Annotated in this window: 9 protein-coding genes; 8 read left to right on the top strand and 1 reads right to left on the bottom strand. The window is 67.6% G+C overall.

What is annotated here, in order from left to right; all coding sequences use genetic code 11:
• Together JW876_06950 and JW876_06945 are read left to right on the top strand one after the other, a co-directional pair.
• On the top strand, positions 1–879 hold an 879-nt coding region (locus JW876_06950), incomplete at its 5' end, for a T9SS type A sorting domain-containing protein (GenBank protein MBN1885239.1).
• 224 nt (positions 880–1,103) lie between these two features.
• Positions 1,104–4,400: a PD40 domain-containing protein gene (locus tag JW876_06945; protein ID MBN1885238.1), complete on the top strand. Its 3,297-nt coding sequence runs from the start codon at positions 1,104–1,106 to the stop codon at positions 4,398–4,400.
• An 84-nt stretch (positions 4,401–4,484) separates the two neighbouring features.
• Here the strand turns inward: JW876_06945 and JW876_06940 are convergent, their stop codons facing one another.
• On the bottom strand, positions 4,485–6,857 hold the full coding sequence (locus tag JW876_06940) for a hypothetical protein (GenBank protein MBN1885237.1): 2,373 nt from the start codon (positions 6,855–6,857) through the stop codon (positions 4,485–4,487).
• 182 nt (positions 6,858–7,039) lie between these two features.
• On the opposite strand from JW876_06940, the gene JW876_06935 reads away from it, so the two are divergent.
• From JW876_06935 to JW876_06910, 6 genes are all read left to right on the top strand, one after another.
• Positions 7,040–7,942 carry an arylamine N-acetyltransferase gene (locus tag JW876_06935; GenBank protein ID MBN1885236.1) on the top strand — a complete coding sequence of 301 codons (903 nt, stop codon included), beginning with the start codon at positions 7,040–7,042 and terminating at the stop codon, positions 7,940–7,942.
• The gene (locus JW876_06930) at positions 7,897–8,514 is read left to right on the top strand and encodes a DUF4416 family protein (protein MBN1885235.1); all 618 of its coding nucleotides are present in this window, start codon (positions 7,897–7,899) and stop codon (positions 8,512–8,514) included. The genes JW876_06935 and JW876_06930 overlap by 46 nt, the downstream gene beginning before the upstream one ends.
• Before the next feature lie 208 nt (positions 8,515–8,722).
• Positions 8,723–10,024 (top strand): histidine kinase, encoded by a 1,302-nt coding sequence (locus JW876_06925; protein ID MBN1885234.1) that lies wholly within the window; start codon positions 8,723–8,725, stop codon positions 10,022–10,024.
• Complete coding sequence (locus JW876_06920; protein ID MBN1885233.1) at positions 10,014–10,784, top strand: response regulator transcription factor; 771 nt, start codon at positions 10,014–10,016, stop codon at positions 10,782–10,784. Before JW876_06925 ends, JW876_06920 begins: the two co-directional genes overlap by 11 nt.
• A 260-nt stretch (positions 10,785–11,044) precedes the next feature.
• Positions 11,045–14,224 (top strand): hypothetical protein, encoded by a 3,180-nt coding sequence (locus tag JW876_06915; protein MBN1885232.1) that lies wholly within the window; start codon positions 11,045–11,047, stop codon positions 14,222–14,224.
• Between the two features lie 8 nt (positions 14,225–14,232).
• On the top strand, positions 14,233–14,810 hold a 578-nt coding region (locus JW876_06910), incomplete at its 3' end, for a CoA protein activase (protein ID MBN1885231.1).

Genomic DNA, 14,810 nt, shown 5'->3' with positions numbered 1-14,810 from the left:
TGGTTCGACCCGCTCAACGGCGTGCTCGTGGGCGAGCAGGACAGCGAGGATGCGATCTGGACGACCGATGACGGCGGCGTCACGCTGACCCGCGTCCACTGGAACGTCTCCAGCACGCAGCTCAACGCCTGCTCGTTCGCTCCCGACAACCCGCTCGTCGGGGTGGCGCTCGGCGACGACATCGCCGCGTTCTACACCACCGACGGAGGCGCCACCTGGACGGCCGGCACGGTCGACCTGGGCACCTCCTCGTCGGACATCGAGGACGTGCACATGACCACCGCCACCACCGGCTTCGCGGTCGGCGACGGCGGGATGATCCTCAAGACGACCAACGGCGGCGTCAACTGGGTCAGCCAGACCTCGCCGGCGTCGGTGACGATCTACGACGTCTACTTCAGCGAGCCGAACTTCGGCTGGCTGGCGGTCGACAACGGGGCGGTCTACTACACGGACGACGGCGGCGCCAACTGGAACAACATCGCGCTGCCGACCGTCCTCGACGCCAACGAGGCCTATTTGCAGAAATCCACGGGGCTCCTGTTCGTGGGTTGCGACGACGGGTTCGTCTACAGCCGCGACGACGCGGCCACCGGCAATGACACGCCGGTCAGCCTGCCCTTCGTCCTGCAGCAGAACTTCCCGAACCCGTTCAACCCGGCGACGACGATCAGCTTCTCGATCAACCGTGACGATCGCGTGTCGCTGAACGTCTACGACGTGGCGGGTCGGCTCGTTGCCACCGTGCTCGACAAGGAGATGAAGGCCGGCGACTACAACGTCAGCTTCAGGGCGAACGGCCTCGCCTCCGGCGTGTATTTCTACAAGCTCAAGACGAGCGCGAACGAGATGACCAGGAAGATGATCCTCCTCCGCTAGCGCGGACGGGGTTCGTCGCACGGCTGTACGCATCGGGGGGCGGCAGGCGTTGCCGCCCCCCTTTTTCCCGCGCGTCGCCCGGGCGCGCGACAATGGGGGTATCGGCTCATTTGAGGCGGGTACCGTGACAGACGCTTGTTCAAGACGGCAACTATCTGTAAATTGAATACGATACCGGGCACACGGCGGTTCCGCCCCCCGTTCGGGGGAGAAAGGTTGAGGATATGTTTCGACGCTTCCTGTTCGCCGCGATCGCGCTCGCGGCGGTCTCCACGCTCGTCGCGTGCGATGCGGCAGCCTCGCCGGGGGGAAACCCCCTCCGCCTGATGCGCCGCCCCGACATCGCCGACGACGGGCGCATCGTCTTCGTGTACCAGGGCGACCTCTGGCTCGTGCCGCCGGAGGGCGGCGTCGCCAGGCGCCTGACCGTCCACATGGGCACGGAGGACTACCCGAAGTTCTCGCCGGACGGCACGATGATCGCCTTCTCGGGCGATCACAACGAGCGGCGCAACCAGCTGAACGTCATGCCCGCCGGGGGCGGCATGCCCACGCAGCTCACGTTCGAGAGCGCCGGCGGCCGGCCCGTCATGTGGACGAGGGACGGCTCGCGCATCGTCTTCTCCTCCACCCGCGAGAGCTTCATCCGTTTCTTCAAGCAGTTCTTCAGCGTGCCGGCCGGCGGCGGCATGCCGGTCGATCTCGGCCTCGGGAAGGCGAGCTTCGGCTCCTTCTCGCCCGATGGCACGAAGATCGCCCTCAACCGCCACTCCGACCGGTTCTGGTGGTGGAAACGCTACAAGGGGAGCGCCAACACGGACGTCTGGGTCTACGACATCGCGTCGAAGTCCTTCGACAAATTGACCGACTGGGAGGGGAACGACTCCTGGCCGATGTGGACGGGAACCCGCATCTACTTCGTCTCCGACCGCGACGGCGGCGTCTCCAACCTCTTCTTCATCGACACGGAGAGCGGCGAGACGACGCAGGTGACCCACTACGACGCGCACGGCATCACGTGGCCCTCGATGAGCGCCGACGGTTCGAGGATCGTCTTCGAGCGCGATCACCGGCTCTGGACGCTCGATACGGCCTCCGGGGCGGCCCGCGAGGTCGTCGTGTACGCCGAAAGCGATTTCCGCGAGAATATAGTCTCCTGGGTGAATCCGCTCGAGCACCTCAGCTCCTTCGAGATCTCGCCGACCGGCAAGCGGATCGCCTTCGAGGCGCGCGGCGAGATCTACACGGCGCCTGCCGAACACGGCGACGTGCGGAACCTCACCGAGAGCTCCGGCTCGCGCGACCGGAATCCCGCGTGGTCGCCCGACGGCAAGTGGATCGCCTACGTCTCGGACAGGACCGGCGACGACGAGGTCTACCTCATCGACCAGATGGGCCGCGAACCGGAGAAGAAACTGACCTCCTCCGGCCATTTCAAGACGGGGCTGCAGTGGTCCCCCGAGAGCGACCGGCTCCTCTACGGCACCGAGGACAACGCCCTCTACATGCTCGACATCGACGGCGGCAGCCCCGTGCTGATCAACCGGAACGAGCATCGCGACATCCAGACCTACCACTGGTCGCCCGACGGCAAGTGGATCGCCTACGATTTCGCGCGCCGCAACCGGGCGCGCGACATCTGGTTCTACAACGTCAAGACGGGCAAGCACCACCAGGTGACGACCCATCTCGCCGACGACACCGAACCCTACTTCACGCCCGACGGCAAGTACCTCCTCTTCATCACCGAGCGGATGCGCGGCGGCCGGGCCCTCGTGCGGACGAGCCTGATGCCCGAGGAGGAGGAGCCCTTCGTCTTCGACGACGACGAGGAGGCGATCGACGGCGCCGACGATGACGATGCGAACGGGGACGCCGATGACGACGCCGCCGACGACGACGGCAAGAAGGGCCGAAAAAACAAGAAGGACAAGAAGAAGGAGAAGGTCGAGGTCAAGATCGACTTCACGGGCCTCGAGGACCGTATCCGCCGGATCCCGAAGACCGGCGGCCGCGGCCTGCAGAACGTCCAGGCGACCGAGCGGTACTACTACTACCAGATCATGGGCGCCACGCGGATGCTCTTCCGTGTCTCCTACGATCTCTACATGTTCGATCTCGAGAAGCTGAAGAGCAAGAAGGTGGCCTCGTCGATCGTCTCGTACGATCTCTCCGCCGACAACACGAAGCTCGCCTACTGGGACGGCAGCAACTTCAGGATCATGAAGGTCGGCTCGAAGGCTCCCGGCAAGAAGGCCGCCGCCGACGACGACGAGGAGAACGGCGCGCTCGACATCCGCAAGAAGACGGAGATGCGGCTCGACCGTCTCGCCGAGTGGCGCCAGATCTTCAACGAGGGCTGGCGGGTCGTGAAGTACCACTTCTACGATCCGAACACGCACGGCGTCGACTGGGACGAGATCCGCGAGTACTACACGGCCCTGCTGCCCCACGTGTCGACGCGCCAGGAGCTCAACGAGCTCATGACCGAGATGGTCGGCGAGCTCAACGCCTCGCACCAGGGCGTCGGCCGCGGCGAGATGACCGGACCCCCGACGGCGTCCTTCGGCTACCTCGGCGCGAAGCTCGTTCTCGACGAGAAGAGCGGGCTGCCCCGGATCGAGAAGATATTCAAGGCGGACAACCTCTCCACGAGGGCCGTCTCCCCGCTCGACGCCGACTACGTCGAGGTCAAGGAGGGGGACTACCTGCTCGCCGTCGACGGGCACGTCCTCGAGCCCGGCGAGAATCCCTGGACGCATTTCGTCGGCAAGACGCGCAACAAGATCACGATCACGACGAACGACCGGCCGACGCTGAAGGGCGCGATCGAGACGAAGGTCGACCCGATCAACCACGACATCACGCTCAGGTACAATGACTGGGTCGACGGAAACACCGCCTGGGTGGACGAGAAGAGCGACGACCGGATCGGCTACATGCATCTCGCCGACATGTCCACCTCCGGGTGGGTCGAGTTCCGCGAGAAGTTCGAGCAGTACCGCTACAAGGACGGGATCATCATCGACGTCCGGTACAACGGCGGCGGCTCGATCGATTCGCGCATCATCGACTACCTCGAGCGCCAGCCCTACCAGGTGCAGCAGTCGAGGGGCGAAAGCCCGATCTACCGGCCCGACGACGTCTTCACCGGCAAGATCGTCGTTTTGATCAACGAGTACTCGTACTCCGACGCCGAGGTCTTCCCCGCGGCCGTCAAGGAGCGCGGGCTCGGCACCGTGATCGGCGTCCCGACCCTCGGGTTCGTCATCGCGGTGACGCCGCACTACCTCATCGACGGCGGGTATATCCGCAAGACGTTCATCGGCATCTGGAAGAAGAGCACCGGGGAGCAGCTCGAGAGCCGGGGCGCGATTCCCGACATCCACGTCGAGAACACCCCCGAATCGGAGATCGCCGGAAGGGATCTCCAGCTCGAGAAGGCCGTGGAGTTCCTGATGGAATCGATCGGGAACGAGACGGCGGACGACGCCTACGACGTCAAGATCGACGAACGGTAACGGGAGACTGTCAGGGGAACGATCCCGTTGAACGGGCCGGCGGAAACGACCGCCGGCCCGTTCCTTTTTCCGTCGAGGGGGAGGCTACTTGCCGCCCTTCGCCACCAGGTCGGCGTATTCGCTGATCGCCTTCCACTGGCCGTCGCCGTGGAGCTCGGCTTCCTCGAGCACCTTGTGCGCCTGCCCGCTGCCGAGGTAGTGCCCCTTGCGGAAGGCGTGCACCGAGCGGCGACGCCCCTCTCGCGAGGTGACCCAGCGGTAGAGCGTCGGCAGGGTGAGCCCGGTGATGCCCATCGCCTCGGCGGCGAGCTCCGGCGGGAAGATGGCGTCCTGCTCCGCGTCGGGAAGCATGGAGAAGAGCTCGGCGCTCGCGATGTAGAAGACGTTCATGTTGAGTCCCGCCTCGTCGATCCTCGGCAGGACCTCCTCGACGAACGTGTTCGTCACACCGCTGCCCTGGAGCACCAGCGTGCCGTGGTAGGGCTTCTTCGCGGGGTCGGCCCTGCGCATCGCGTAGATCCCCTTGATCGCCGCCGTCGCCGGCGGCAGGCCGATCGCGGCGCGATCGTAGATCTTCTCGGTGGGCCGCGTGACGAAGGGGCAGATGACCGCCGGACGCTTCTTCAGGGCGGCGATGAACATCGGGTAGAGCTCCTGCGGATCCCACGGGGTGAGGGTGATGCACACCCCGGCCGGGAAGTTCTCCTGGAGGAGCTGGAGGGCCTGCGGATCGGCGTGGGTGGGTCCGTCCTCGCCCGTCTTGAGCCCGGCGTGGGCGCAGACGATGACGAAGGGGCGGTACGGCTCGCCGAGGAAGTTGAACCGCGCCTGCTGGCCGATGCCGTGGAGCCGGGCGGTGATGTGCTCGAGGGCGGCGATGAAGGCCCCGTACGAGGAGCCGGCGCCGATGTGCGTTCCGTAGGTCGAGACGCCGGCCATGAAGCCGCCCATGTTGTCCTCGCAGATCCCGCCCGTCGCGATCAGCCGCGCGTTCGGGTTGGAGACGGCGTTGTAGAAGCCCGGATCGAAACCGGCCGCGAGCTTGTTGATGCTCGTCGAACCGAGCAGGTCGGCCGCGGCGCCGAGGAAGGCGCCCCCGGTTTTCCGGTTGAGGTAGCCGAGCGTCTCGCCGAGGGCGGCGCGGAGCGTCTGGCCGGAGCCCGGCTTGTAGACGAGCTCGTCGGGGATCGTCTCGGCCGAGATCCCGTCGGTGTAGACGACGCCGAGATCGGGAACGCCCTCGCGCTTTTCGCGGGCGAGCTTCGTGAGGCGTTTGTCGGCGGCGCCGAGCCGGTCGGCGAAGAAGGAGGCGATCTCCTTCCGCTCCTCGAGCAGCGCGCGCAGCGTGAGGAGGACGTCCCAGAAGTTCTTCTCGATATTCTCCGCCGTGGTGTCGCATTCGGTGAAGCGCGGGAACTCGACGCCGAAGCGCTCCTCGAGCGGTTTCAGGGTCGCGTAGAACTCGTCGGAGCAGAAATCGTGGCCGGCGCCGTGCGACTTGCGCCCCTCGATCCCGTACTGCCAGCCCTTCGTCGTCCGGTAGACGATCGCCGTCGGCTGGTCGTTGACCCGGTCCGTGGCGACCATCTGCGCGGCGAGGACCTGGCGCATGTCGGTGCCGTCCTCGACGTAGATCACGTTCCAGTCATGCAGGTAGCAGAGGTCGATCGGGTTCCACTGGACGTATTCGCCGGGCGTTTCCCCGTCGCGGCAGACGGCGTTGGAGTCGATCGACGCCTGGTTCCAGTCGACGTGCAGCACGAGGTTCCAGAGCTGTGCGGTGGCGGCCGTCGCCAGGGCCTCGGCGACGCGCCCCGGGGTCATCCCGCCCTCGCCCTCGATCACGTGTACCCACGGCGCCGCGGCGCCGAAGGTGTCCATCGCGCCGAACCCCAGGCCGAAGCTCGTCGTGATGCCGACGCCCGAGGCGCCGGTGGAGAGCTTGACGAAGGGGGTCTGCGGCGTCGGGTGGCCGTCGAGGGGCTTTGCCCTGAATTTCCTGAAGAGCGGCGTTTCCTGGGTCGGGTTGCGCCGGAAGCCGATGAGGTCCTCGAGCCGGAGCTGGAACTTCTCGTCCGGCAGCAGGTCCGGTTTGCCCACGCGCGCGCACTCGTTGCGCAGCGCCCACATCGCGTAGAGACCCATCGCCTTGTGCCCGGCGGCGTAGGAGATGAGATCGGCCTCGAGGCACTCGGGATCGCCGATGCGATAGCTCATCGTGTCGAAGAGCAGTCCGGCGACCATGCGGCCGGAGGAGATGCTGCCGCCGGGATGACCCGATTTCGGAACGTAGTTGTAGAGGATGCCGCAGAGGGTGCGGTAGATGAGGTCGTAGTCCTCGTACATCTTCACGACTTCGTCGGAGATGTCGAACCTGTCGAGCGAGGGCCCGATTTCCGCGTAGAACGCGCGGCGGGGTCCGAACTCGAGCTTTTTCAAAGAAATGCGGTCCTTCAAGGCAGAGCCTCCTCGTCTGGGGTGCCGAACGGGAACTTCCTTCGCCTCGATCGCCGTCAGCCCGTTGCAGTATAACGGGTTGATTACTATATAGTAAAAGCATTGCTCTTGTCAACCGTGTTGCGGTATATTCCGGGGGGCTCGGCGCCGCCGCGGGGGCGCCGCAACTCGTTGGAAACGATATGAATAGAGAACAGCCGATACGACATCTTCCCGGCGGCGCGCCGCTGGACGATCCGCGCTCGCCGATCATCCCCCCCGACGCCGCGGCGGCGCGTCTCTTCGCCGGACACGCCGGCATCGATCGGGAGAGCGGCGGGATCGATCTCCTCTGCCGGATCGTCGCCGGCTTCGCCGCCGTTCCCTACGAGAACCTCACCAAGATCATCGCGAAATACGCGTCGGTCTCGCCGGCCGGACGCTTCCGCGATCCGGAGCGGCTCGTCCGCGGATTCGTCGAGGAGGCAACCGGCGGGACGTGCTTCTCCCTGACCTGGTGTCTCGGCGCGATCCTCGCCTCCTTCGGATTCCGCTGTTACCCGGTGATGGCCGACATGAAACGGGAGAACGTGCATTGCGCGCTCGTCGCCGCGGCGGCGGACCGCCGCTGGCTCGTCGACCCCGGCTATCTCATCGGGGAGCCCGTCGAGCTCTCCGGGCGTCCCGTCCGCCTGGCGGCGCCCTTCGGCACGGTCGAGCTCCGCCCGCGGGGCTCGCACCGCTACGACCTCTACACAATCGCCGGCGACGAGGTGAAGTGGCGCTACCGCGTGAAGACGCAACCCGTGTCGATGGAGCGCTTCCTGCGGTTCTGGCGCGACTCCTTCGATCTGCCGATGATGCATTCCCTGCAGCTCACCCGGCTCACCGACGGCGGGCACCTCTACGTACGCGATCACCACCTGCGTCTCCTCGCCGGATCGCGGAAGATCAACGAGAACATCCGCGAGGGGCTCGAGAGCCGCATCGAGGCGGAGTTCGGGATCCCCGGACGCATCACCGCCGAGGCGCGAGAGCTGATCGAGAGGATGAAGTCGACATGGCGACCCCGAGAGCGGGGCGACCGGCCCCCGTCGCGCCCGTGAAGTACGTCGCCGCCCTTCTCCACGGCGGCGGCGTCGACCTCGAAGGCGATCTCTACCCCTCGCTCGCCGATCGCTTCGGCGCCGTCGATTTCGCCGGGGTGGACCGCCCCTTCGATCTCACCGACTACTATCGCGACGAGATGGGCGCGGGCCTCTCGCGGCGGATCGTCTCCTTCGCCGCGCTCGCGCCTCCCGAGGACCTCGCGGCGGCGAAGGCCGCGGCGGCGGCCGAGGAAGACCGTCTCGCGGCGAACGGGCGGCGCGCGGTCAACATCGACGTCGGGTACCTCGATTTCCACAAGGTCGTCCTCGCCTCCTACAAGGAGGGGCCGCAGAAGATCCATCTCGGCCGGGGGGTCTGGGCGGACATCGTCCTCTGCTTCCGCGACGGCGCATGGGGGCCGCTCGACTGGTCCTTCCCCGATTTCCGGACGGGGCGGTACGCGGATGATTTCGGCGAGATCAGGCGGATCTACCGGCGGCAGATCAGGGAGGCGGAGCGATGCGGCGGAGAGAGCGGCGGGACGACGGGCGGCGGGACGACGGGCGGCGGCCGCCGCGAACGGTCGTGAAGACGGCGGCCGCCCGGACGGACGCTTCCGCCTTTTCGGTCACGCCGAGGATCTCGAGAAAGATGCGCGCCTCTTCCTCGATCGGCACGCGGGCGAGACGCATCCCCGACGACCCGGCGCCGAAGTACCGTCTGGAACGGTCCCCGGGTAAGATCTTGAGGCGGTCGGCCGTCGCGGGCTATACTCCGGGCCGACGGGAAGGAGACCCATGGCGCGCGTCACGTTGACAGGCGACCAGTTCACCTTTCTCATCCTGCTGCTCAGGATGGGGATCATGGCGAGCGTTTCCGGCGTGCTCATCACATCGAGCTTCTTCAAGCGCCTGATCTTCCTCGATCGGCGCTCGACCGGCCAGAACTGGTGGCTCGCCGTGCTCTTCGGCGTCATGCTCACCGCCGGCGCCGCCGTGCGCGTGCTCGTCGGGTACGAGGGGATCGATCTCTCCCTCGCCGGCGTCTTCCTGGTCGGTTTGATGGGGGGGATCATCCCCGGGGGATCGGTGGGGTTCTTCGTGAGTCTGCCGGGGACGATCCGCGGGGAGTGGGCGACCCTCCCCCTCCTCGTGGTCGGCGGCCTCGCCGGGGGTCTCATCAGGAGCCGCCTCCTCGACCGCGAGGAGATCTGGGGCTTCTCGCCGATCCCCTTCAGCAACATCGCCCGGGCGATGCGCGTCTTCGTCGCCGAGCGGCGGCTCGATCCCCGCGCGGTGATCCTCCTCAGCGTCCTCTCGCTCGACGTCGTCCGCTGCGTCGTCGCCGAGCGCACCTCGCCTCCCGTCGTCTTCGCAGTGAGCGTGGAGCACTGGTGGATGTGGCTGTTCGTCTGGTTCTCGACGCTCGCCTGCGTCGGCATCCCCATCAAGATCTGGAACAACACGCGGGTCGAGATGCTCCTCGAGGAGCAGAAGGCGACGGCGATGCAGGCCCGCTTCGACGCCCTCCGCCGGCAGATCAACCCGCATTTCCTCTTCAATACGCTCAACGCCGCCACGTCGTGCATCTGGGAACAGCCGGAGAAGACGCGCTGGATCCTCGTCAAGCTCTCGGCGATCCTCCGGCGCCTCCTGCAGCAGGGGGACGATTTCGTGCCGCTCAGCCGCGAGCTCGAATTCATCGAGGACTACCTCAGCCTCGAGGAGGCGCGTTTCGGCAAGGAGAGTATCCGCGTCGAGAAAAAGATCGATCCCCGCGCGATGGACGTTCCCGTTCCCGTCATGATCCTCCAGCCGATCGTCGAGAACGCGGTCCGGCACGGCATCTCGCCGAAAATCGGGGGCGGGACGGTCCATATCTCGGCGGTTCGCGAGGGCGAGCGGCTCTGCATCGTCGTCCGGGACGACGGCGTCGGCTTCGGCGGGCCGGGCGGGTCGGGCATCGGCCTCTCGAACGTGTCGGAGCGCCTCTCGGTGGGCTATCCGGGCGAATCGACATTCAGGATCGATTCCGCCCCCGGGCGGGGAACGACCGTCGCCATCGAGATCCCCGTGGAGAGGAGGCGACATGGCGCCTGAGCGTCAGTTCCTGCGCGTCTTCGTCGTCGACGACGAGGTGCCGGCCCGCCACGACCTGCTGCGCCTGCTCGATCGCATCGAGGGCGTCTCGGTCGTCGGCGAGGCGGCCGACGGACCGGCCGCGGTGAAATCGATCCGCCGCCTGCGTCCCGATCTCCTCCTCCTCGACATCCAGATGCCGGGGCTGGACGGCTTCAGCGTCGTCGAGCGGATCCGGGAGATGGAGGATCCGCCGGCCGTCGTCTTCGTCACCGCCTTCGACGAATACGCCGTCAGGGCCTTCGAGGTACACGCCGTCGACTACCTGCTCAAGCCGATCGACGAGGACCGGCTCGGCGAGGCGATCGAGCGCGCCGGGCGCATCGCCCGCGGGCTCGAGCAGCGTCCCGACGTCGAGGCGCTGCTCGAGGCGATCGGCGCCGTCCCGCAACGTTTCGCCCTGCGCGACGGCGAGCGTCTCGTCATGGTCGATCTCGACGACGTCCTCTACGCGACCGTCGACGACGGCGACGTCGTCGTCGTGACGGCCGCGGCGTCGGGCGTCGCCGCCTGCCGCTCGCTCGACGAGTTCCTCTCGTGGCTGCCCCCCGCGCGTTTCGTCCGGGTCCACCGCTCCTTCGTGGCCAATCTCGGCACGATACACGAGATCGTCCCCTGGACGAACGGCAGCGCCCGGCTCCGCATGGGCGGGCCGGAAGGGCCGGTGATCCCCCTGAGCCGCGCCCACGCGCGCGAGCTGCGCCGCCGCCTGAACTGGTAGGCGCGAGGGATTTGCGTCGCCCGCCAATGCGCCGCGGCGGCGCGGGCCGCCGGCGAACCGGACGCCGCATCCGCCGTTCGACCCGTTTCAGCGACCGTTCGCCCCCGATTTTCGACCGTTCCCCGTTTTCGGTTGTCTCTTCTGTCCGCGGCGGTAGAATCGTCGTCGGGAAGAGCGGCTCGGAATTCGACGGCAGACGCGGGACAACTAAAGCGGGAGGGACGCCCGGCGGGCGCCCTTCCGGAGACGAAGGCGGAACGATGGGAGTCACGCTCGGCATCGACGTCGGCACGGTGAGCGCGAAATGGGCGCTCGTCGGGCCCCGTGAACGGCTGGAAGCCCTGGGCGGGGAGGGCGGCCCCGTGCGCGAGATCCACGATCACCCGGTGAACGGAGACGAAACGGCGATCGGCGTCTCCGGCTACGCCCGCGTCCAGGGCCGGCCGCTCGACGCGGTCGCCGCGCTTCTCGGCAGCCTCCTCGAACGGCTCGCTCCAGGCGAGATCGCCGGGGCGGCGATCACCGGATCGGCCGCCGCGCTCGTCGGGGAAGCCCTCGGTATTTCCGTGGCGAACGAGTTCCGGGCCGCGGCGGTCGGCGTGGGGACGATGTACCCGGACGTCGAGAACATCTTCGAGATGGGCGGCGAGAACTCGAAGTTCCTCCGGATCTCGAACGACGGCGAAACGATCGGGATCGTCGACTACGAGACGAACGGCGACTGCGCCGCCGGGACCGGCTCCTTCATGGACCAGCAGGCGAGCCGGCTGCGGTTCCGTATCGAGGACGTCGGGCAACTCGTCGCCGAGACCTCGCGGGCGCCGAAGATCGCCGGCCGCTGCAGCGTCTTCGCCAAGAGCGACATGATCCACGCCCAGCAGAAGGGATACCGGCCCGAGGAGGTGCTGCGGGGCCTCTGCGAGGCGGTGGCGCGCAACTTCAAAAGCAACATCGCCAGGGGCAAGGAGGTGCGCGGCCGAACGGCGTTCGTCGGAGGCGTCGCGCTCAACCGGGGCGTGGCCGATGCGATCAGGGGGGCCTTCGAGCTCGACGAGGACAGCTTCTTCATCCCCGCTGGGTGCGTCTACATGGGCGCGATCGGGGCGGCCCTCATCGCCCGCGGGGGCGTCGCCGGTTTCTCCGCCGCCGCGCTCGCCGAACGCCTCGACGCCTGCACGCGGCCGGGCGCGCGAAGCTTCCCCGCGTGGCGGCCACTCTCGCGCGATCGTGTCCGGTTTCTCCGCGACCGCGTCGAGCCGTGGTCATTCGAGGGCAAGACGCTCCCCGTCGACGCCTACCTCGGCGTGGACGTCGGATCGGTGAGCACCAACCTCGTCCTCGCCGACGCCGAGGGCCGGGTGATCCGCGAGATCTACCTGCGCACCAGGGCTCGGCCGATCGAGGTCGTCGACGAGGGGCTCCGGACGATCGACAGCGAGATGGGCGGCAAGGTGCGCATCCGCGGCGTGGGCACCACCGGCTCGGGACGCGAGCTGGTCGGCGAGCTCCTCGGGGCCGACACCGTCAACGACGAGATCACCGCGCACAAGACCGGCGCCTCGTGGATCGGCGAGCGGATGGTCGGCAAGAAGGTCGACACGATCTTCGAGATCGGCGGCCAGGATTCCAAGTTCATCAGCATCGAGGACGGGATCGTCGTCGACTTCACGATGAACGAGGCATGCGCGGCGGGGACCGGCTCCTTTCTCGAGGAACAGGCGGAGAAGCTCGACATCAACATCATCGGCGAGTTCGCCGAGCGGGCCTTCTCCTCGGCCCGCCCGTTGCGGCTCGGCGAAAGATGCACCGTCTACATGGAGCAGGACGTCTCGGCGTACATGAAGCGCGGCGCCGGAAAGAACGATATCGTGGCCGGGCTCGCCTATTCGGTCGTCCAGAACTACCTGAACCGCGTCGTCCGGGGCCGGCGGATCGGCAACACGATCTTCTTCCAGGGGGGCACCGCCTACAACGACGCCGTCGCGGCCGCCTTCAGCGAGGTTCTCGGCGCCGAGATCGTCGTGCCGCCGCACAACGGGGTCATCGGGGCCCTGGGCGCCGCGCTCCTCGCCCGCGAGAAGATGACGGCGCTCGGGCTCGAGACGACCTTCCGCGGCTGGGATATCGGGGCGATCGACTACACGATACGGGAGTTCACCTGCAAGGGCTGTTCGAACTACTGCGACATCCAGGAGTTCACCGTCGAGGGCAACCGCACCTACTGGGGCGACAAGTGCAGCGACCGGTACCGCAAGGCGGCGAAGGTGCCGAGGAAGCCGGTCCTTCCCGATCTCACGGCCCGCTACGAGGAACTGCTCGAACGCGATCCCCTGCCGCTCGTCGAGGAGAGCCTCGGTGGGCGGATCGACCGCTCGCCCGCCACGGGCGAGCTGCGGCGCATCGGCGTGCCCCGGGCGATGTACTATTTCGACCGCTGGCCCTTCTGGGGCGCGTGGCTGGCCGCCCTCGGCGTCGAGGCGGTCGTGAGCCCCCGCACGAACAAGCCGATCGTCCATCTCGGCCTCGAATCGATCGTCGCCGAGCCGTGCTACCCGATCCAGGTGGCCCACGGGCACGTCATGCACCTCGTGGGCGAGGGCCTCGACGCCATCCTCGTTCCCAACGTGATCGACGCCGAGACGGACATGCCCGAGATCAACTCCTACGTCTGCCCGTGGGGCCAGACCCTTCCCTTCGTCGTCCGCGCCGTGCCGGCGCTCGACGGCAGGGAGGAGACGATCCTCGCGCCGACGGTCCATTTCCGCGAGGGAAAGCGGTTCGTCGAGCGCGAGCTCTGGCCGCTCGGCCGGCAAACCGGCGCCAGCCGCCGCCGCCACCGCGCCGCCGTCCGGGCGGGGTTCGAGGCGCTCCGGCTTTTCCGCCGCGACCTCGAGACGACGGGGCGCGAGGCGATCCGCACGCTCGAGGAGCGGGGCGAGGCGGGGATCGTCCTCGTCGGGCGGCCCTACAACCTGATCGATCGCGAGGTGAACCTCGACGTGGGGGGCAAGCTCCGCGACCGGTACGGGGCCAACGTCATCCCCTACTTCTTTTTGCCGGTCGACGGGATCGGCATCCGCGACATCGACCGGAACATGTTCTGGAACTACGGCCGCAGGATCCTCCAGGCCGCGCGCTACGCGGGCCAGCGGGACAACCTGCACCTCATCTACATCACCAATTTCAAGTGCGGTCCCGACTCGTACGTCAAGCATTTCGCGGGAAAGGCGGCGGTGCGGCCCTACCTGACCCTGCAGTTCGACGAACACGGGAACGACGCCGGCGTGATGACGCGCTGCGAGGCGTACCTCGACAGCAAAGGAGTGCTCAGATGGTGGAAGACGGCGGCATCCCCCTCTCGGGGCGCCGACTCTGGATCCCCCGGATGTCCTACGGAGGCGCCCGCGCACTCGCGGCGGCGTTCCGCTATCTCGGGGTAGAGGCCGACGTGGTGCCCCAGGGCGACGAGCTGACGTACGAGCTCGCCGGCCGGCACACCTCGGGGGACGAGTGCCTCCCCGCGCGGGTGACGCTCGGCAATTTCCTCAAGGTGACCGAGCGCCCCGGCTTCGATCCGGCGAAGACGGCCTTCTTCATGCCGACCGCCGGCGGCCCCTGCCGGTTCGGGCAGTACGCGCCCTTCACCGAGCGCGTCCTCGAGGAGATGGGCATGGAGGAGGCCATCGTCATCTCGCCGACGAGCGCGAACGGCTACGGCGGGCTCGGCCGGATGGCCGGGCCGCTCCTCAAGCTCGGCTGGTGGGGGCTCGTGATGAGCGACGCCCTGCGCAAGCTCCTTCATCTCTATCGCCCGCACGAGACCGAGGCCGGCGCCGCGGATCTCGCGCACGAGGACTCGCTCGACATCGTCTACGAGGCGATCGCCGACCGCACCGTGCCGATGAGCCGCAAGCTCGGCCGCGGAATCGAGGCGATGGAGGCCTGCCGCGACCGCTTCCGGCGCGTTCCCGTCGATTTCGGGCACGAGACGATGCTCGTCGGCGTCGTCGGCGAGATCTTCTGCCG

The organism is Candidatus Krumholzibacteriota bacterium (genome assembly GCA_016931295.1).
Classification (GTDB): Bacteria; Krumholzibacteriota; Krumholzibacteriia; order Krumholzibacteriales; family Krumholzibacteriaceae; genus JAFGEZ01.
Note: the sequence above shows the minus strand (reverse complement) of the source record. Positions and strands in the feature narration are given on the sequence as shown.

What these genes read in the sequence shown, in the direction of transcription:
- JW876_06945 (MBN1885238.1), top strand. Translation starts at nt 1,104, where the DNA reads ATGTTTCGACGCTTCCTGTTCGCCGCGATCGCGCTCGCGGCGGTCTCC.
- JW876_06935 (MBN1885236.1), top strand. Translation starts at nt 7,040, where the DNA reads ATGAATAGAGAACAGCCGATACGACATCTTCCCGGCGGCGCGCCGCTG.
- JW876_06915 (MBN1885232.1), top strand. Translation starts at nt 11,045, where the DNA reads ATGGGAGTCACGCTCGGCATCGACGTCGGCACGGTGAGCGCGAAATGG.
- JW876_06920 (MBN1885233.1), top strand. Translation starts at nt 10,014, where the DNA reads ATGGCGCCTGAGCGTCAGTTCCTGCGCGTCTTCGTCGTCGACGACGAG.
- JW876_06930 (MBN1885235.1), top strand. Translation starts at nt 7,897, where the DNA reads ATGGCGACCCCGAGAGCGGGGCGACCGGCCCCCGTCGCGCCCGTGAAG.
- JW876_06925 (MBN1885234.1), top strand. Translation starts at nt 8,723, where the DNA reads ATGGCGCGCGTCACGTTGACAGGCGACCAGTTCACCTTTCTCATCCTG.